Genomic DNA, 17542 nt, shown 5'->3' on the forward strand with positions numbered 1-17542 from the left:
TTTGATTTTATCCGCTTCCTCCATCAGAAGCGGATTTTTTTTCTTTTAAGGGACAAAGGTTCAGAGGAACAAAGCCACAAAGGTTTTATACTTTGCGTAAAAAAACCTTTGTCACTTTGCTCCTTTGTTACTCTGAACCTCTATTTCTCCGTTTGAAGCGTTATAGGCAATGAATACAACACTCGAACAGCTTGACCATTTTCAGTTGCAGGAATCCATTTTGGCGAAAGTTTCAAAACTCTTATTGCCTCATCTCCTGCTCCATAGCCTAAATCTTTTACAACATTAAACTCAGACAGACTTCCATCTTTTTCAACCATAAACTCAACAAAAAGCTTTCCTTCTATTTTTTGTTTCGAAAATTCTTCTGGCATTTTAAAGTTTTGTCCCACAAACATATAGAACTTTTCTATTCCGCCAGGAAATTGTGGTTGTTTAACATCTGCCTTTTCATTAACACCAATCCTGTTTTTTCCATTAAAACTATTTTGTGCAACTGCTTCCGAATTAAAAGTAATTAACAATAAAATAGAAACGACAGTTACAGAACTCACTTTTAAAACCATTGCAATTGGCGATTTTTCTTTAGTCATCATTATCAAACGTTTTTTGGTTATTTGATAATTAATAGTACTCGCCAAAGCGACAGTATGTTTATTTGAAGCAAATTCGAGTAATAAGCTCTGATAACTTTTAACTTCATCAAACTGCTTATTCACCGCTTCATCAGCCAAAAATTCGTGATTAAGCTTTATGGCTTTTTCAAACAAAACAAACATCGGATTAAACCAAAATACAATTTGCAAAACCTCAACAAAAAGAATATCCAAAGTATGTTTTTGCTGCAAATGCGCTTTTTCATGAGCAATTAATTCTGATGGAATTTTTCCATTTGCAAAATCTTCTTTACTGATAAAAATAGCATTCCAGAAAGAGTGTGGCAAAATCGATTCTTTCATTAAAACAAGTTTCTGATTGTCTATAAATTGTACCGAATTCTTCTTCATTTTTAAGAAAAAGGAAGACACATTTACAACAAATCGAATCAGTAAAATTGCTGCAATAAGAACATAAATTGCACCTAAAAAGAAATATACGATTTCATTGTATGAAACTTCGTTTAAGATTGATTTATTAGACACAATCATTATTTCATCCAGCTGAATTGTTTTAATTTTTGATGGAAAAAATGATGCAATCGAAAATAATTGCAACGGAATAATTAAGCTGAAAATCAAACTTCCGAGAAGATAAGCACGATTAAAACGAAACATTCTTTCGTTTTCCAACAACAATTTATACACTGCATAAAAAACAGCAAGCAGTAAACCCGATTTTAAAAGATACGTTATCATTTTTTCTTTTTTTGAATTTCTGAATCGATTATTTTTTTAAGATCTTCCAGTTCTGAAGACGATAGATTGGTTTCGGTTGTAAAAAACGAAGCAAATTGTGAAGCCGAATTATTAAAGAAATTACTAATCAGCCCTTTCACGTGTTTCGCAAAATAGTCTGTTTTCTTTACGAGCGGATAATATTCTCGAGAATTCCCAAATTCGTTATACGCTACAAATTTCTTATCGATCATTCTTTTTAAAAGCGTCGCCACGGTTGTTGTTGCCGGTTTTGGTTCTGGATACGCTTCAAGCAAATCCTTCATAAAAGCCTTTTCAAGCTTCCATAAATGCTCCATTAACTGTTCTTCTGCATTTGATAATTGTATCATGGTTTTGTATTTTCAAGTTTTTCTGTTTCAGCCAATTCCTTTTTATATTCCTCCAAATTCCATTCAATATTCAGTTTTGCAGCATACTCAGCCATTGTGCCAAGTCCAACTTCTGCACGCCTTTTATCTACATTATCTGGATCTATCATTGGCGATATACGAATTTTATTAGTCTTTTTATTCATTGAACTCTGACTCCCATAAATTTGTTTTTTTCCTTCTCTCAAAGCTACTCTATCTTCCAAATAAGCCAGATTTCCTGGATTTGCATTACCGTTTTTAACCGCCTCTCTCATCATTGGCAGATATTTTTGCTGGTATTTTAAATCAGAATGCTGAATCACCAGAAACAATGTCTGATTTCCTTGCGTCCCAACCACATTTTTTCCTAACCAGCCTCTTTCGTCCAGAATTTTCATAACCTTAATGAGGTTAATGCTGTCCTTCTCCCCCATTATTTTACCAATGCTGTCAATTTTCTTTTTATCAGGCTTAGCAGCTCTGTATACATTCATAAACTCTCCGCGAATTTCCTGATCTTCGGTATAAATCTCCGCAAGTTGCTTTTCCAGCACCTTATCATAATTTGCTCCAATAACATCTAATTTCTTCTGCAGTTTATCAATTGTTTTATCCCATTCTTTTTCGGTGTGCAAAGGTTTTAAATCGTTATCAATTTTAATATGCGCCATATTCTCGTATCCGTTATCGATAGAAAGATTGAGCCATTTAAATGCTTTTTTATGCTGCCTTGCCATAGAAGCAGAACAGCCTGCGTTGTACAAGTCTCGGTAATCTTTCTGTTCTATTTTAAAAGCTTTTCCATAACACGAGACAGACAAGTCGTAGTTTTTTGCCGTGTAGCAAGAATCTGCTTTATGAACCCATTCTTTATAAGTCTGAGCCTGCATAAAAACGCAGTTCAATACAATAAAAGAAAGTGCGATTATTTTTTTCATGGTTTAAAGGTTAGTTTATTTAATATTTTGTTCCGAAATCAATTCTCCTTTATCGTAATTCTTGATTCCTTTTAATTTTCCTTTGTCCGAATAAAACTTCCATTCTCCAAAATAAAACCAATGCGACTGAACCGAATCAGTCTCAAATTTAGTTTTCCCTTTCGATTCCAGTTTTCCGTTTTCGTAATAACTTTTTACAATACAGATTCCGTTTTTGTATTTCTCTGTTTTGTAGATTTTCCCATTAATGTACATTTTCCATTTTTTAACCGGAAGATCGTTTCTATAATATTCATACGATTTATAATTTGTACCATCCTGCGTATAATTATCAATCCAAACACCTTCTTTTTTCTTGTCAATTTTCTGATTGATCGGTTTGCTTTTACAGCTCAAAAGCATTGAACCGCAAAACAATAGTAAAAAGAGGTTTTTCATATTTATGTTTTAATTCTACAAGCATAGATGTTACTCTACAAATGTAGAATTAATTTTCAAACTAGCAAATATTTTTTTAAGATCCTGATATCGTAAGACTTAAAAGTTCTTATAACCTAAATTTTCTTGATTTTCCAAATGCGTTAGGGATTACTTCACATTATTTTTATTTCATTGGAGTTCAGTGAACTTCGTTTGAGGCGGTATCTCCCGATTTATAAAAACAAGGCTTTTTAGCCGTAGTTTTTGTTAATCGGGAATATAGCCGAAAGCCCGACCGAAGGGAACGCCCATAAAAAAATCCGCTCATTTCTGAACGGATTTATATAAAACTTTGCACCTCTGTGCCTTTGAACCTTTGTCCCTTTTTTACTTACTTAATTCCACAAAATATTTGTAAAACAACGGAATAGTCTCAATACCTTTCAAGTAATTAAAGATTCCGAAATGCTCATTTGGCGAGTGAATAGCATCACTATCCAAACCAAATCCCATTAAGATGGTTTTGCTTTTTAATTCTTTTTCAAACAAAGCTACAATCGGAATACTTCCACCAGAACGAACTGGAATTGCAGGAACTCCAAACGTTTCTGTATACGCTTTATTTGCTGCCTGATAACCAATGCTGTCAATTGGCGTTACATAACCTTGACCACCATGGTGAGGCGTTACTTTTACCGTAACTCCAGCTGGAGCAAGACTTGTGAAATGTTTTGTGAAAAGTTCTGTAATCTCTTCCCATTCTTGATTTGGAACCAAACGCATCGAGATTTTAGCAAAAGCTTTACTCGCAATAACCGTTTTAGCACCTTCGCCAGTATAACCGCCCCAGATTCCGTTTACGTCTAAAGTCGGACGAATTGAGTTGCGCTCGTTTGTTACATACCCTTTTTCACCATAAACATCGGCAATGTTTAAAGCGTTTTTATATTTTTCTAAGCTGAAAGGCGCTTTTGCCATTTCAGCTCTTTCTTCTGCAGATAATTCTTCTACTTTATCGTAGAAACCTGGAATGGTAATATGATTGTTTTCGTCGTGAAGCGAAGCAATCATTTTTGCCAGAATATTAATTGGGTTTGCCACAGCTCCACCGTATAAACCTGAATGCAAATCGCGGTTCGGACCTGTAACCTCTACCTCAACATAACTCAAACCTCTTAAACCAGTCGTGATCGATGGCTGTTGGTTGGAGATCATTCCTGTATCTGAAATCAAAATAACGTCGTTTTTCAGTTTTTCCTGATTGCGCTCTACGAACCAAGCCAAACTTGCAGAACCTACTTCTTCCTCACCTTCGATCATGAATTTTACGTTACAAGGCAACGTATTGCTTTGCACCATTAATTCAAGCGCTTTTACGTGCATGTACATCTGACCTTTGTCGTCACACGCTCCACGCGCGAAGATGGCTCCTTCTGGGTGAATATCTGTAGTTTTAATAACTGGTTCAAAAGGTGGCGAAGTCCATAATTCTAATGGATCTGGCGGTTGTACGTCGTAGTGTCCGTAAACTAAAACCGTTGGAAGATTTGGATCTATAATTTTCTCTCCGTAGATAATTGGGTAACCTGGAGTGTCGCAAGTTTCGACATAATCGCACCCTGCTTTTGATAAACTTTCTTTTACAGCCTCTGCTGTGTCAATAACATCTTGAGAATATGCAGTGTCGGCAGAAACCGACGGAATCTTTAATAATTCGATCAATTCGTTGATAAACCGATCTTTATGTTGTTGAACGTAGGACTTAATATTTTCCATTTAAATTATTTTTATAGAAAACCAAAAGTACGAAAAAGAGAATTAAAAAAAATTTTCAAAAAAGCTTTGATAATTCAAAAGTATGCCTATCTTTGCACCCACAATTACCGCGGATATGGCGAAATTGGTAGACGTGCCAGACTTAGGATCTGGTGCCGCAAGGCGTGTAGGTTCGAGTCCTATTATCCGCACAAAAAAAAGCTTCTGAAGATTTTTCAGAAGCTTTTTTGTTTTTACTACATTTTGTTTTTTGTTATTAAAGTTGTTGATAAAGAATTTATTACAATTTTAAATCTTTGTTCTTTCCATTTTATTTTTGAATTATCGTATAAACTAGATCATTCAAGACAATTAACAAATTACTTTATGGAGGAATTATTTTTAGAAGAAGATAGATTTCAAAAACATTTAAATGACAATCATTACACATTAATAGCACCTGTTGATCTTAATCTTTTTGAGCCTTTTATAAAAACTATCAACGAAATAGCTCCTTCAAGTTTTTTTGGCTCCATTGATGATGCTTTAAAAAATAGAGAGGCGGTACGAATAGCAATACAAAATTTCCCTCCACAGACTGAATATAAAGTTTATGTCATAATATCAATGGGCGGAATGATGCTTCATGCAACTCTGGAAGAATATTGTGAAAGGCACAACATACAATATCCATAATTAACAAAGGAAATGGAAAATTTTGATTTCTATAAAAACAAATACGAAAGAGAATTAAATAGACGAAATTATTTAGATGGAGCAATAAATAATCCAATAATCGGAGTAACAGTTGTAACAACATTAAACTCTTATATTGTATCTAAAAGTATTTTCAAAGCAAATGAAAATAGCTCAATATTCATAATTACGATTTTAATTTTAACTTTTATTCTTGCATTTATATCCGTAATTTTTATTTTTATTTCATCAAATAATCTTTTTAAAGGATTCAAATATCAACATTTCGGCTTACTTAAAGACTATAGAAAATTTGAACTTGATTTAGAAAAATTCAATAACGAACTAGAAGATAGTAATTTACAAAACAGTTTTAAACAACGAACTGTTGAAAAATTTATCCAGTTTGCAGATGATCACACTATTATAAATGATAAAAGAGCGCTAAATTTGTATAGGTCAAGAAGTTTTATAATACTAGCGATTTTATTGACATTCATAAATTTGAGTTTTGTAACTATAATAAATTTTAAAATGGCAGAAGAAAACAATCCAATAGTTGTCCCTGCGCCAATAACTCCTTCAGAACCGCCAAGAATGCCAACTGATAGAATTGAAAAAGGCGAAAATCCTACAAGTCCATTGCAAACAAAATAAAATTGCTTGGAATAAACAAAATACTGCTGCAATCTTTTATTGTAATAGATTACAGCAGTGTTTTGTTTTAAATATTATCTTTTAAGGAAATCTTATCATTCCCTAGCTTAACAGTATGCCACTCTAAAAACCTTCAATATCTCCTAAACACACCATAGTCCATGATTTTTCATTCCTCGAAATGACAAAATGTGCAGTGATTCATCTTTATCAAATCATCTTGACGAAAGGAGCTTTTCAGCATCACCAACAGTTTGTACACTATGAAAAAAATTGCGGAAATCACTCTGGAATTTTTTGTCGGTTTTGCTTTTTGTTTCTCCTTTCGTGGAAATGAAAAACTGGGTGGAAATAAAAAACACTCAAAACACTACAAAACAACAAATTATCACCAAAATCCACCCCAACAAAAAGATTTCTTCCGTACCTTTACTAATCCAAAAAATCTGCCAATAAACTCTTCTCTTTGCCTATTGCAGAACAAATTCCCCAAATTTTGTTTCGGTTATAAATTCGTTTTCAACCACTTAACAATAAACAAAAATGGAATCACAACTACAGGAAATTCGGGAACAGCAGAAAGCCTCTTGGAACAAATTTTCTCCAGGCTGGAAAAAATGGGATCATGAAATTCTGGATTTCATGAGGCCTTTTGCCGATGAAATCATTCGTTCGATAAATCCAAAAGGATCTGATGTAATTTTAGATGTCGCGGCTGGAACTGGCGAACCGGGTTTGAGCATTGCCGCGATGCTTTCTGACGGAAAAGTCATTATTACCGATCTCGCTGACGATATGCTTACTATTGCCCGCGAAAATGCTTTTAGAAAAGGAATCACAAATGTTGAATTTCAAGCTTGCGATGTCACCGAACTTCCTTTTTATGACAATACCTTCGACGCGATAAGCTGCCGAATGGGTTTTATGTTTTTTCCTGATATGCTTTTGGCGGCAAAAGAAATGTATCGGGTTCTGAAACCTGGTGGCAAAATCGCAACTGCTGTCTGGAGCGGACCTGAGAAAAATTTTTGGGTTACTGCTGTTGGCGGAACAATTAACAGAAATATGCAGCTTTCTCCTCCGCCTCCCGAAGCTCCGGGAATGTTTCGCTGTTCGAAAAGCGGTTTAATAGCCGATATTTTCCAACAAGCTGGATTTAAAAATACTTCCGAAACAGAACTTACCGGCAAATTAGTTTGTGGCACAGCAGAAGTCTACTGGAATCTGATCACCGAAATTGCCGCGCCTTTTGTTGCCGCGCTCAGCAATGCCGATGACGAAATGAGAGAAAAAATCAAGCAAGAAGTTTTTGCACAAGTAAACGAAAAATTCCCTGACGGAAATGTCATTATTGACGGAAATGCTCTTGTAATTTCTGGAGAGAAACAATTTTAAAACCGTTTGATAAATAACCCGAAAAAGCTTCTGAAACATTCCAGAAGCTTTTTTATTTATGCAATTTTACACTATTCGATTTTATTTCAAATATAGCCCAGGTTTCAACCACGGGAGACAAAGATTGTCGACAATGAATGCGTTCCAATAGTTCAGACCATTGGCTATATCTTAAATCGATAAATCCATCTTGTTTGTCATTCCTACTCCAAATCCAGATAAGGATCGAGAACTTCTGCCAACTTATTTAACCAATAAAAATTATCATCGATTTTAGACAATTCAGACTCTATACTTTCACATCTTCTCATAGAGCTTAATGAAAGAGCATGATTTACTTGTCGTATCATTTTTGCCATATCTTTAGTATCAATAACATCACTAAAAAAATCTAAAAGTCTTTTTTCTGTTTCTTCCGAAAGATCGTTTGTAGCCATTGTCTTATTTTTTAAATGTGGTAAATATAATACTTTTGAACACATAAATGTAACCAAGACAAAAATAAATCTTAAGAATTTTGAAATATGGATATTTCAGAAGAAACCTTTATTGCAAATCTTGGGACTCATATAAGACAATTGCGTGAAAAAAAAGGCTTATCACAACAAGCTTTGGCTGATGATTGTGATATCAAAAAAACTCAGATAGGTAGAATTGAAAGAGCTGAAATAAATACTACAGTAAAAACTCTTGTAAAAATCGCCAGTGCTTTGGATATTGAACCTAAAGAATTGTTTGATTTTCCTTTGAAATAAAACCTTAAAATTTTCCTTAATCTCCAATGATCAAAACCAAAAAATTTCAACTTACCAAAAAAGAATACTTTTCATTTATTATTAGAATTTTATTAAAAAAGCGCTGGTGGCTCTATGCTTTTATATTGTTTCTTTCTGTTATAATCCTTTTCAAGGACAACAAAGATTCTTCAGATACTTTTATTATGGTTTTTGGTTTTCTTTATCCGCTAATTATATTATTTCAATATTGGCGATTCGCATATTCAAAAGAAAATAAGATCATTTTTAAAGAAAGACAATTTGAAATTTTCTCGGATAGAATTATTGCTTACATGGGAGAAATCTCAGAAGGAACAATTGACAATCAAAATTTTATAAAAACTTTCGAATTAAAAGACCTTTACCTTTTATACATTTCAAAAGGTCAATGTTTTTACTTTCCAAAAAGAATTTTCGAATCTCAAGAAGATGAAAATTGGTTTAGAAATGAAGTGTTTTTAAAGATTAAGAAGAAATAATTTCGGCTAAAGCATATTTCATTAGAATCAAAAAAACCTCCAGCTAAAGCAGGAGGCAATTCATTTAACTTTCTTATTCCATAAAGCATATCCGTCTAGTTTGTCATTTCGACGTAAGGAGAAATCTTCGCGAGAAACTCGACAAAGATTGGCTTTTCGTTGCGGAGTTTCTAGTGTGATTGCTTCGCCAGTTCGCTATCGCTCGTGTCCTCCTTCCTCGGAATGACAAAATAAGTAACGAAAATCCTTTTAATCTTAATAATCTGTGGCAAAACAAAAAACATTTCAGAAATTTCTTTAATTATTTTATACTTTAGTATTTAAATATTCTTACTTTTAAAAAACCAAAAACCTAATTCTCAAAATTTCGCTTGTTTTTAAATCTCAAAAAAAACAATTAGAACACATGAGAAAATACAGATTACTAGTCATTTTTTTAGCAATTATTGCTGTTTTTTATTTTGCTAGAACAATTCGAAGCTTTACTGTTCAGCACGAAACCAAAACCCTTAAATCGGAACATTTTATTGTTTCCTATAACGGAATTTATAAAAGCGAGGCAGAAAAAGTTAGCAAACATCTTGAAGAAAATTATTCTAAAATAAGAGAAAATCTAAAAGACATAGAACACGAGCCGATAAAGGTTTTTGTTTACGGTTCGCAATTTAAGTTTAATGAAGCCACGGGTTTAACAGAAAACACAAAAGGCACAAGTCGTGGGCCAAATGAGTTCCATTTTGTTTGGACAAATTGGTTTAATTCTCTTTTCCCAGACGATCCGCTCAAAACGGCTTTGCATGAGTTTACGCATTGCGTTCAGCTGAATATATTAATATACAAAGCAAAAGACACCATCATAACACAAGACCGACTGACTTTTGAAAGAGCATTTGATAAAAAGTTTAAAGCCGAATATCCGCGCTGGCTCTGGGAATCGATTAGTATTTTTGAAGCAGGAGAAGTTAATTCGCTAAGCGTGAAATATGCCAAAAGCAAAAACCTCACTTTAGAAGATTTAAATCACGGCAATCAGATTTACAATATTGGCTACACGATAATTGAATATATGACCCAAAAATGGGGAAAAGATATTCTGCCTAAATTAATCGCGTCTTTTGGCAACATCGAAAAAACATTGAATGTATCAACCGAAGAATTTGAGAGAGGCTGGATGGCTTTTTTGGAGGAGAAATATTGATTCGTTTTTTATTTCACGCAGATTTAAAATGATTTAAGCAGATAAACGCAGATATTATTAAAATCAAAATAAATCTGCTAAAATCTGCAGAATCTGCGTGAAATAAAAATTCTTTAATCTTGGAATTTGAAATTTATTTATTGGAATTTAATATTTCAATAATCTTATCTACATTGATTTCACTATAATCATTAATATAAAAATCGCACGGCGGAAGCTGTTCTTTGGTATGCGTGCTTAAAACGCCTACGACTTTCATTCCGGCATTTAGTCCTGCTGTAATACCCGAAAAAGAATCTTCAAAAACCACACAATCAGACGGAGAAACTCCAACACGTTCTGCCGATTTTAAATATACTTCTGGATTTGGTTTATGAAACGTCACATCTTCTGACGACATCATCGAATCCATTTTTTCTCCGAGTTTCAAGAAATTGGCAATTAAATCCAAATTCGCTCGAGGTGCCGATGTAGCAACTGCAGTTTTAAATCCGCGCGATTTTAATTCGTTTAAAAAATCCATATAATATGGAATCGTTTCGACTTTGTCTTTGTAAATCTCTCGAAACATTCCTTCTTTTTCGTCTTCTAATTTTATCAATTCTTCTCCTGCAATTGGGCGTTTGAAGAAATGCGTCATGATATAACTATTGTGTTTTCCGTACATATGCTCTTCAAATTCTTCTTTCGTGTACGGAATATTATATTTATCGAAAAACTTTTCAAAAGCGATTACATGATGCGGATTGGTATGCGAAATCACACCGTCCATATCAAAAATTACACATTGCTGGCTCATATATTTGTTTTGTTGTTTTATTATCTTCAAATATACTGAATCACTCTATCTACCATCATTTTATAAAATTAAATTTTGATTATTTTCGAGATAATTTACGTACGTTAATTCCGTTTTTTCTATTCTCGATCATAATAAGATCCCCATTTTCATCAAAAGCGATTCGTCCTATATAAGCAGTTTGAGCTTCACCAACCAAACCATCTTTATAACCACTAGGTCTCTCCCCTTCTCCTAATAAATATTTTCCTTTTCCATCAGGAGTAATCTGTAAAATATTATTATTAGATGTCGATATGTATATAATGTCATTTTTATCTATAGCCAGCCCTTGTGCATCTTTTAAACCTACATACGGCACATAGACCCCATCTTGTTTTACCGTAATTTTAATTGTTGTCACAAGTCCTTCTGGTGTTATTTTTCGAATTCCTTCGGCACCAACATTTTCTTTCATATATAAATTACCCTTACTATCCTTAGCAATAAACTGCGCAGAACTAAAACGCGCCTCTTCGCCTTTACCATCATTATGCCCCCATGCATCAGGTTTTCCAGCTAAAACAGTTGATGTTCCTTTTGGATTAAATTTTAATATGGATGTTGCATCAGAAATATACAAATTATCCTCTTTGTCAATAAGAAAACCAAAAGCCTGGCGTCCCATTTCTGCTTCTGTCAGATAAGTAGTCACTAAGCCGTTTGGAGTAATTTTTCTCAAAGTTCTATCATGAGAACCTGAAAAGTATATATTTCCTTTAGAATCTGTATTTAAATCAACAATTGTTGTAAAAACAGCTTCTTCGCCCTGCCCATTTACATCTATCTCACTAAACTCTCCAGATCCAGCCAGAACTGTTACAACACCATTTTTATCTACTTTTCTTATCTGATCAGATTCAAAACTTGCTACATAAATATTTCCATTTCCGTCAATAGTCAATGCTGTAGGAAATAAATCTCTTGGCTTAAAGACCCCTGCCGCAACAGTACTTACTTTATCATATTGAATAATAGTTACATTTTCATTGTCATCACTCGAACAAGAAATCATTGTGATAGCAAATAGAAAAAAGACGATTTTTTTCATAGGTTCTTAAGATTTTTGATTTGGTTTTGAATTAGTTAAAACAAAACTAATAGAATAATCTTTCAAAAAACATTATTTCCAATAAAAAAACTACAATTTAACTTTCTTACCCAATCCAAATTTTACTTTTAACCAAAGTCATCGTCTGTCTCAAATGCTGATTGCACGCAATAAGAATTATCAAAACCAATAAACCATAACCTACGATGGTATAAATTTCCATATCGGCCAATAAAGTCGATTGTTTTGTAATTGTACTAAAAACCTTTTTCATGGCTAGAACATTTGCATTATCTGCGGAATATCCTTTGGCAATAAAACTTTGAGTTGCGCTTGCAATCGTTTGCTGTGCTTCGGGATTTTCGCCTGTTACAAATTGGCTTAATTTCAAGAAGTGTTTTTTATTCAAGAAAACCATTGCATTCTGCATTACGCAGAAACCAATTGTACTGCCCCAAAAACGCCCCGAAACCCCAACAATTCCCGAAGAAACCGCCATATTTGCTGGAACCGATGATGTGGTAAATAAGATGAGCGGAACAAATAAAAACCCAACACCGATTCCTTGCAAAATATAGGGAATGATAATATCGCTCAATGCAATATCTGGCACAAAAAGAAACGTAAACCAGAAATGGAAAATAGCAATAAGCGCAAAACCAATCATGAAAATAATTTTTGTCGAAACAGATTTCATCAGAAAAAATGCGGCTAAAATAAGTCCGATTACATTTCCTAATCCGTTTATGTATTGAACGCCCGCCACACGCGATGGATCCCAATTCCAGATTGAAAACATTGCCGAATGACAAAGACTCAATGTTGCTCTGCTGATATAGAAAAGGAAAAACAATAAAAATCCTATTCGCAGATTGGCGTATTTTATCACTTCAAAATTAAAACTTGGTCTTTTCACTAAACGTTCTTTAAAAACGAATAATCCGCCTGTAATGAGCGAAATCATCAAGATTAAAACCATTTCTGAAGACTGTAACCAATATTTTTTCTCAGCATAAACAAAAAAGTAGGCACCGCAAAGAATCGAAATTAAAACCAAAAAATAACTCATCCAGTCGATTTGATACAACGGAATCTTCTTTGTAATTCGGTGCCCTCTGAAAGTAACTAAGATTAAAAAGACGTTTAAAACTTGTAGTCCGCCCGAAACATACAACATATATTTCCAGTCGTAATGATCAAGAAACCACACTGCGATATTCATTATAAAAGGCGTAGACAACAATAGCGCGCCGTAGTAAAATGAAAACCCAATAATAATGGCATTTTTTGTATTGAACTGCTCAATAAGCAATTGTCTGATGGTGATTACAGGAAGCGCCATCAGGATTCCTTCGGCAACTCTCATCAATAGAAAAACCGAAAAATTGGTAATATAGGCCGATGAAACAATCGTAATTCCAATTAAGGAGTAAACCGCCATCAGGTAATTTTTTGCAGGGAAAAAACTCGAAAATCGGCCTTCTATCAAAATGGTTGCCAGCAGAGTTCCGTACGTAACACACATCGCAAACTGCAAATCTTCGGGCTCAATATCCAGAAAACTCGCCGCATACGTTACGTTTGACGTGTAAACCCCCAATAAAATCATAGAATGCAACAAACAAACGAACAAAATAATAATGATCGCCCATCTTGGAACCCATGATTTAAATATACTTTTATCTTCCATTTTATTTGTGTGCAGCAACAACTGTAATGTTCATTCCTGCTCTTAAAAAATCGGTTTGTTTATCTTGTTCTTTTAACTGAATTCTAACTGGAATTCTCTGTTCAATTTTCACGAAGTTTCCAGTCGCATTATCTGGAGGAAGCAACGAGAATCTTGCGCCACTCGCAGGCGATAACGAAGCAATTGTTCCCACGAAAACTTTGTCGTTTATGGCATCAGCTTTGATTTCTACTTCTTGTCCAACCGTTAAATACTGTAATTGCGTTTCTTTAAAATTGGCTGTAATCCATTTTTCTTTACTTACGATAGAAAGCAAAGACTGCCCTTCTTTTACCATTTGTCCAGGCTGTAAAGTTCTTTTTCCAACCCAACCGTCATAAGGCGCTGTGATTACTGTATACGAAAGAAACAATGCCGCATTATCTGCTACAGCTTGTTTTGAAGCAATATTCGTTTGTGTTGTCGGAACATTCGCTTCAGCAACAGAAGTGCTTAAAGTAGCTGAATGAATTCTGTTTTTCATTTCCTGAAAATGTGCTTGAGCCGATTCGTAATCTGCCTTCACTTTTTCTAATTGCTGAGAAGTTGCCGCTTCTTCGCTTACCAAAGCTTTATATCTTTCGTATTCTAATTTGGTTTTCCAAAGATTCGATTTGGCAGCTTCTAATTGCGATTCGTTAATTGCTGTTGCACTCGCTGTATTAATGGCGTTTTTTTGAGCCACAACGCTATTTTGCTGTGCATTTTGAACATCGGCAAGAGCCACATTCAATTTCGATTTATATTCTCTATTATCGATCACCACCAAAGTATCTCCTTTATGCACAAACTGATTTTCGTCAAAACGAACTTCCTGCACATAACCTGTAATTCTCGACATAATTGGCGTAACATATTGTTCTACCTGCGCGTCATTAGTCTCTTCATGATTTCGGTTAAACACATAAAACCAAATTCCCAAAATAACCCCGCTTATTACCAGCGCACACGCAATAATTGTTATTAGTATATGAAACGTTTTATTTCTTTTAGTTTCATTTTTTATCTTAACCATCTTTTTTATCTCTTTATCTTAGTTCTTTCTTTTAGTCTTTCTTCTTGCTTCTTGCCTCTTCCAAGTCTTGCTTCTTGCCTCTTCCAAGTCTTTCCTCTTTCTTCTTTCCTCTAAGGCTTCAGCCTAATCTTTCGCCAGCATCTAGCTCTGAGGCATAATTCCTGCCGTGTGCATCATTTGGTAATGTTTCAAAACAGCATCCAATCGGGTAGAGATTTTGTTGTATTTTGCCTGAAGCAAAGCATTATCAGCATCGACCATTTCGGTAATTAAAACCAATTGGTTTAAGTATTTCAGCTTTACTATTCGGTAATTTTCTTCAGCTAAATCCAAAGCTTTGTCAACCACGACAAATTTTTCAAGAATTTCCTGATACTGCGTATGCTCTTTGTATAACTGATCTTGAATTTCTTCTTTTATAATTTCAGTTTGCATTTTCTGCATATCGATTTTAGTGCTCGCTTTTGCCACTTTCGTTTTGTTTTTATACAAAGCCGAAAGATCAAAACGCGCCTCGATTCCTACCTGACCTAAAGTGTACAAATACGGATTTGGCGGAAAGAATTTGTAGTTTGGATAATAAAAGCCATAATTCCCGAAGAAGTTTACGCTTGGCAGATAATTTCCTTTTACTAATTGCATTTCAGTTTTACTGATGTTTAATTCCTGACTTGCAATTCGCATTTCTTCATTCTGCATCGCTTTATTCAGATAAAAATCATACGGATCTAAACCGTTCATTTCGTCCAGACTTGAAGTGGTGTCAATTGCAATTTCTTCGTTTTCCGGAATCTGGATCAGCGTTTTCAGATCGTGAAGTGCGATTTTAATGTTTTTGGAGTTAGTTAACGCATTCAATTCGCGATCTGAAAGCTGTAATTCGGCACGAATAACTTCGTTTTTCGTAACCGTTCCATGTTTTTGAAGCGATTGCACTTCTTTTAATCGGCTTTTTTCTTCTTTGATGTTTTCCTCAAATATTTTTTGAAGTTCCATCATTTTATAAATCGCCAGATAGTTTGCAACAACTTCCAGTTCGATATCATTTTCTGTTTTTTCCGATTTTATTTTCGCAATTTCGTTTTCCTGATTCGCAATTTTAATAGCGTTATTAATCTTGTTTCCAACGTAAATTGGCATTTTAAAAGTTGAATTTACCTCATAGATTTCAGGAATTGCAGGCGTAACTTCTTTATCTTTTAAGAAACCATCTCCTTTAAATTCTGTAATGTTGGTAATTCTGGAGTACATTCCGTTTAGTTGTACATCCGGCAATCTAAGTTCTTTTCTTTCTTTGATGTTTTGCTCAGCGAGCGTAATCTCCAGTTGAGATTTAAGGATTTTTTTGTTGTTTTCCTTCGCCAGTTTCATCGCTTCTTGTAAAGAAACCGTATGAACTTCCTGAGCATGTAAACTATTGAATACTAAAACCATTAGTAAAATCAATAGGATTCTGGGAAAACAATCTTCTTTAGAGTTTGTTTTTGTAAGGAACATGAATATTTGAATAATTAATGCTGCAAAGTTCCTTCATTTTTTATTTGGCTGATGATTCTAAAAAGTCAATAACATATTCATTTCGGACAAATGTTAAAATTCCGTTTTCCGAAAACGTTATATTAAAACACTGAAAAACAAATGATTAAAAATTAATATTTTTTCAAGCAGATTTAAAAAGGATTTTAGCCGATGGGCGCAGATTAATTTTTTACCCTCGCAGATTTGGCAGATTGTGCAGATTATAAAGCATTTAAAAAAATATCCCAAATCTGCGAGAGAAATTATTTTAGTATTAAATAAAAGAAATCTATTTATTACGTTCCAAAATTTCTTTTCCATTAAGATAATCAGAAGGTCTTTGACCTAAAATCTTAAAAAAAGTGTTACTAAAGGTCGGCACACTATTATACCCAACTTCTTGAGCTACCTCTTTCACCGAAAGTTTTCTTTCTAATAAAAGTTCGATTGCTTTAAGAATTCTTCGAATGGTGTAATATTGAATAAAAGACATCTTTAGATCTTTCTGAAATAAGCGATACAAGGAGCGTTCGCTAAAGCCAAACTCATGCGCTACATCAGCAAAGAGAATTGTTTCGCCCAAATTATTTTCAATATATCGAAGAATTTTTCCCAATCGTTTATCTTTAGGCTGAGGAAGTTCTAGAGGTAAATTGGTATGACATATCTGTGGAAGAATCGCCTTTATAGCTTTTGCAATGACAAAACTCGGACTTCCCTTTTTCAAATCTCCGTTCCATTGATTGGTAAACATCATCATTTGAAGCAGCAGATTATTCACAGGATAAATACCTTCGATTTTATAGAATTCATCTTCATCTTTTTCAACGGGAAAATACAAATTTCGCATCATCACGTGTTCCGACTTTGGTTCGATACTATGCTCTACTCCTGCAGGAATCCAGATAAAATGTCTTGCAGGCAAAAAATATGATTTCGTTTCAGTTGTTACAAAAACCACATCGCCTTCTGCATACAGCATTTGCGCTTTTTTATGTTTATGTGTTGGAACAAGCAATTCCCCCATTATATTATGATGACAGTAAATGCTTTTTTTATCGGCATCTACTTTATGGAGATAATATTTGTCTACTTTGAATGTTGATTGTTCCATAATATAAAGATAGGAAAGAAATAAATTGCTTCGTCTGTTCGCTATCGCTCGGGTCCAATATTTAAAATTCCAAAACTGGAACCTAAAAATATTTAACCGTAAAGTTCGCAAAGCTATATGATAACGCTTTGCGAACTTTTATAAATCTTGCTGAAAAAATCCTTAGCGAACTTTGCGTATCCCGATAGTTATCGGGATTGCGCTCTTTGCGGTTAA

Annotated in this window: 19 protein-coding genes and 1 tRNA gene; 8 read left to right on the plus strand and 12 right to left on the minus strand. The window is 34.1% G+C overall.

Annotated features, from left to right (window positions below):
• Nucleotides 1–140 precede the first annotated feature (140 nt).
• From RB618_RS03630 to RB618_RS03650, 5 genes are all read right to left on the minus strand, one after another.
• A complete protein-coding gene (locus RB618_RS03630; protein WP_308067520.1) occupies nt 141–1355 on the minus strand; it encodes a M56 family metallopeptidase in 1215 nt (404 codons plus the stop codon).
• Nucleotides 1352–1726: a BlaI/MecI/CopY family transcriptional regulator gene (locus RB618_RS03635; RefSeq protein ID WP_111425991.1), complete on the minus strand. Its 375-nt coding sequence runs from the start codon at nt 1724–1726 to the stop codon at nt 1352–1354. Before RB618_RS03635 ends, RB618_RS03630 begins: the two co-directional genes overlap by 4 nt.
• Nucleotides 1723–2685: a DUF6624 domain-containing protein gene (locus RB618_RS03640; protein ID WP_308067521.1), complete on the minus strand. Its 963-nt coding sequence runs from the start codon at nt 2683–2685 to the stop codon at nt 1723–1725. Before RB618_RS03640 ends, RB618_RS03635 begins: the two co-directional genes overlap by 4 nt.
• A gap of 15 nt (nt 2686–2700) precedes the next feature.
• Nucleotides 2701–3123, minus strand: coding sequence for a hypothetical protein (locus RB618_RS03645; protein ID WP_308067522.1), 423 nt, complete (start codon nt 3121–3123; stop codon nt 2701–2703).
• 369 nt (nt 3124–3492) lie between these two features.
• Complete coding sequence (locus RB618_RS03650; RefSeq protein WP_177211219.1) at nt 3493–4881, minus strand: dipeptidase; 1389 nt, start codon at nt 4879–4881, stop codon at nt 3493–3495.
• 109 nt (nt 4882–4990) lie between these two features.
• Between RB618_RS03650 and RB618_RS03655 the strand changes: the two genes are divergently transcribed.
• From RB618_RS03655 to RB618_RS03675, 5 genes are all read left to right on the plus strand, one after another.
• Nucleotides 4991–5072, plus strand: a tRNA-Leu gene (locus tag RB618_RS03655).
• Nucleotides 5073–5247: 175 nt separating this feature from the next.
• Nucleotides 5248–5556: a hypothetical protein gene (locus RB618_RS03660; RefSeq protein WP_308067523.1), complete on the plus strand. Its 309-nt coding sequence runs from the start codon at nt 5248–5250 to the stop codon at nt 5554–5556.
• Between the two features lie 12 nt (nt 5557–5568).
• Nucleotides 5569–6213: a hypothetical protein gene (locus RB618_RS03665; RefSeq protein ID WP_308067524.1), complete on the plus strand. Its 645-nt coding sequence runs from the start codon at nt 5569–5571 to the stop codon at nt 6211–6213.
• Between the two features lie 263 nt (nt 6214–6476).
• Nucleotides 6477–6842, plus strand: coding sequence for a hypothetical protein (locus tag RB618_RS03670; protein ID WP_308067525.1), 366 nt, complete (start codon nt 6477–6479; stop codon nt 6840–6842).
• A complete protein-coding gene (locus RB618_RS03675) occupies nt 6757–7608 on the plus strand; it encodes a class I SAM-dependent methyltransferase (RefSeq protein ID WP_308067526.1) in 852 nt (283 codons plus the stop codon). Before RB618_RS03670 ends, RB618_RS03675 begins: the two co-directional genes overlap by 86 nt.
• Before the next feature lie 203 nt (nt 7609–7811).
• Here the strand turns inward: RB618_RS03675 and RB618_RS03680 are convergent, their stop codons facing one another.
• Nucleotides 7812–8045: a hypothetical protein gene (locus RB618_RS03680; RefSeq protein ID WP_308067527.1), complete on the minus strand. Its 234-nt coding sequence runs from the start codon at nt 8043–8045 to the stop codon at nt 7812–7814.
• Between the two features lie 87 nt (nt 8046–8132).
• On the opposite strand from RB618_RS03680, the gene RB618_RS03685 reads away from it, so the two are divergent.
• The 3 genes from RB618_RS03685 (at nt 8133) to RB618_RS03695 (ending at nt 10061) form a co-directional block, all read left to right on the plus strand.
• Entirely contained in the window at nt 8133–8363 is a 231-nt protein-coding gene (locus RB618_RS03685; RefSeq protein WP_308067528.1) for a helix-turn-helix transcriptional regulator, read from the plus strand.
• 26 nt (nt 8364–8389) lie between these two features.
• Nucleotides 8390–8863, plus strand: a complete 474-nt coding sequence (locus RB618_RS03690; protein WP_308067529.1) for a YcxB family protein — start codon at nt 8390–8392, stop codon at nt 8861–8863.
• 406 nt (nt 8864–9269) lie between these two features.
• The gene (locus tag RB618_RS03695; RefSeq protein ID WP_308067530.1) at nt 9270–10061 is read left to right on the plus strand and encodes a hypothetical protein; all 792 of its coding nucleotides are present in this window, start codon (nt 9270–9272) and stop codon (nt 10059–10061) included.
• Between the two features lie 133 nt (nt 10062–10194).
• Here the strand turns inward: RB618_RS03695 and RB618_RS03700 are convergent, their stop codons facing one another.
• The 6 genes from RB618_RS03700 to RB618_RS03725 form a co-directional block, all read right to left on the minus strand.
• Complete coding sequence (locus RB618_RS03700) at nt 10195–10860, minus strand: HAD family phosphatase (protein WP_308067531.1); 666 nt, start codon at nt 10858–10860, stop codon at nt 10195–10197.
• 79 nt (nt 10861–10939) lie between these two features.
• Nucleotides 10940–11950, minus strand: a complete 1011-nt coding sequence (locus tag RB618_RS03705; protein WP_308067532.1) for a hypothetical protein — start codon at nt 11948–11950, stop codon at nt 10940–10942.
• 106 nt (nt 11951–12056) lie between these two features.
• Nucleotides 12057–13640: an MFS transporter gene (locus RB618_RS03710; RefSeq protein WP_308067533.1), complete on the minus strand. Its 1584-nt coding sequence runs from the start codon at nt 13638–13640 to the stop codon at nt 12057–12059.
• 1 nt (nt 13641) lies between these two features.
• Complete coding sequence (locus RB618_RS03715) at nt 13642–14694, minus strand: HlyD family secretion protein (protein WP_308067534.1); 1053 nt, start codon at nt 14692–14694, stop codon at nt 13642–13644.
• A 141-nt stretch (nt 14695–14835) separates the two neighbouring features.
• Nucleotides 14836–16128 carry a TolC family protein gene (locus tag RB618_RS03720; RefSeq protein WP_308067535.1) on the minus strand — a complete coding sequence of 431 codons (1293 nt, stop codon included), beginning with the start codon at nt 16126–16128 and terminating at the stop codon, nt 14836–14838.
• Between the two features lie 373 nt (nt 16129–16501).
• Nucleotides 16502–17326 (minus strand): AraC family transcriptional regulator, encoded by an 825-nt coding sequence (locus RB618_RS03725; RefSeq protein WP_308067536.1) that lies wholly within the window; start codon nt 17324–17326, stop codon nt 16502–16504.
• Between the last annotated feature and the right edge of the window lie 216 nt (nt 17327–17542).

Origin of the sequence: Flavobacterium sp. LHD-85 (genome assembly GCF_030929595.1) — a bacterium.
Taxonomy (GTDB): domain Bacteria; phylum Bacteroidota; class Bacteroidia; order Flavobacteriales; family Flavobacteriaceae; genus Flavobacterium.

Excerpts from the sequence above, each read along its gene's own strand:
- RB618_RS03630 (WP_308067520.1), bottom strand. The coding sequence starts at position 1,355 with ATGATAACGTATCTTTTAAAATCGGGTTTACTGCTTGCTGTTTTTTAT.
- RB618_RS03635 (WP_111425991.1), bottom strand. The coding sequence starts at position 1,726 with ATGATACAATTATCAAATGCAGAAGAACAGTTAATGGAGCATTTATGG.
- RB618_RS03640 (WP_308067521.1), bottom strand. The coding sequence starts at position 2,685 with ATGAAAAAAATAATCGCACTTTCTTTTATTGTATTGAACTGCGTTTTT.
- RB618_RS03645 (WP_308067522.1), bottom strand. The coding sequence starts at position 3,123 with ATGAAAAACCTCTTTTTACTATTGTTTTGCGGTTCAATGCTTTTGAGC.
- RB618_RS03650 (WP_177211219.1), bottom strand. The coding sequence starts at position 4,881 with ATGGAAAATATTAAGTCCTACGTTCAACAACATAAAGATCGGTTTATC.
- RB618_RS03660 (WP_308067523.1), top strand. The coding sequence starts at position 5,248 with ATGGAGGAATTATTTTTAGAAGAAGATAGATTTCAAAAACATTTAAAT.
- RB618_RS03665 (WP_308067524.1), top strand. The coding sequence starts at position 5,569 with ATGGAAAATTTTGATTTCTATAAAAACAAATACGAAAGAGAATTAAAT.
- RB618_RS03670 (WP_308067525.1), top strand. The coding sequence starts at position 6,477 with ATGAAAAAAATTGCGGAAATCACTCTGGAATTTTTTGTCGGTTTTGCT.
- RB618_RS03675 (WP_308067526.1), top strand. The coding sequence starts at position 6,757 with ATGGAATCACAACTACAGGAAATTCGGGAACAGCAGAAAGCCTCTTGG.
- RB618_RS03680 (WP_308067527.1), bottom strand. The coding sequence starts at position 8,045 with ATGGCTACAAACGATCTTTCGGAAGAAACAGAAAAAAGACTTTTAGAT.
- RB618_RS03685 (WP_308067528.1), top strand. The coding sequence starts at position 8,133 with ATGGATATTTCAGAAGAAACCTTTATTGCAAATCTTGGGACTCATATA.
- RB618_RS03690 (WP_308067529.1), top strand. The coding sequence starts at position 8,390 with ATGATCAAAACCAAAAAATTTCAACTTACCAAAAAAGAATACTTTTCA.
- RB618_RS03695 (WP_308067530.1), top strand. The coding sequence starts at position 9,270 with ATGAGAAAATACAGATTACTAGTCATTTTTTTAGCAATTATTGCTGTT.
- RB618_RS03700 (WP_308067531.1), bottom strand. The coding sequence starts at position 10,860 with ATGAGCCAGCAATGTGTAATTTTTGATATGGACGGTGTGATTTCGCAT.
- RB618_RS03705 (WP_308067532.1), bottom strand. The coding sequence starts at position 11,950 with ATGAAAAAAATCGTCTTTTTTCTATTTGCTATCACAATGATTTCTTGT.
- RB618_RS03710 (WP_308067533.1), bottom strand. The coding sequence starts at position 13,640 with ATGGAAGATAAAAGTATATTTAAATCATGGGTTCCAAGATGGGCGATC.
- RB618_RS03715 (WP_308067534.1), bottom strand. The coding sequence starts at position 14,694 with ATGGTTAAGATAAAAAATGAAACTAAAAGAAATAAAACGTTTCATATA.
- RB618_RS03720 (WP_308067535.1), bottom strand. The coding sequence starts at position 16,128 with ATGGTTTTAGTATTCAATAGTTTACATGCTCAGGAAGTTCATACGGTT.
- RB618_RS03725 (WP_308067536.1), bottom strand. The coding sequence starts at position 17,326 with ATGGAACAATCAACATTCAAAGTAGACAAATATTATCTCCATAAAGTA.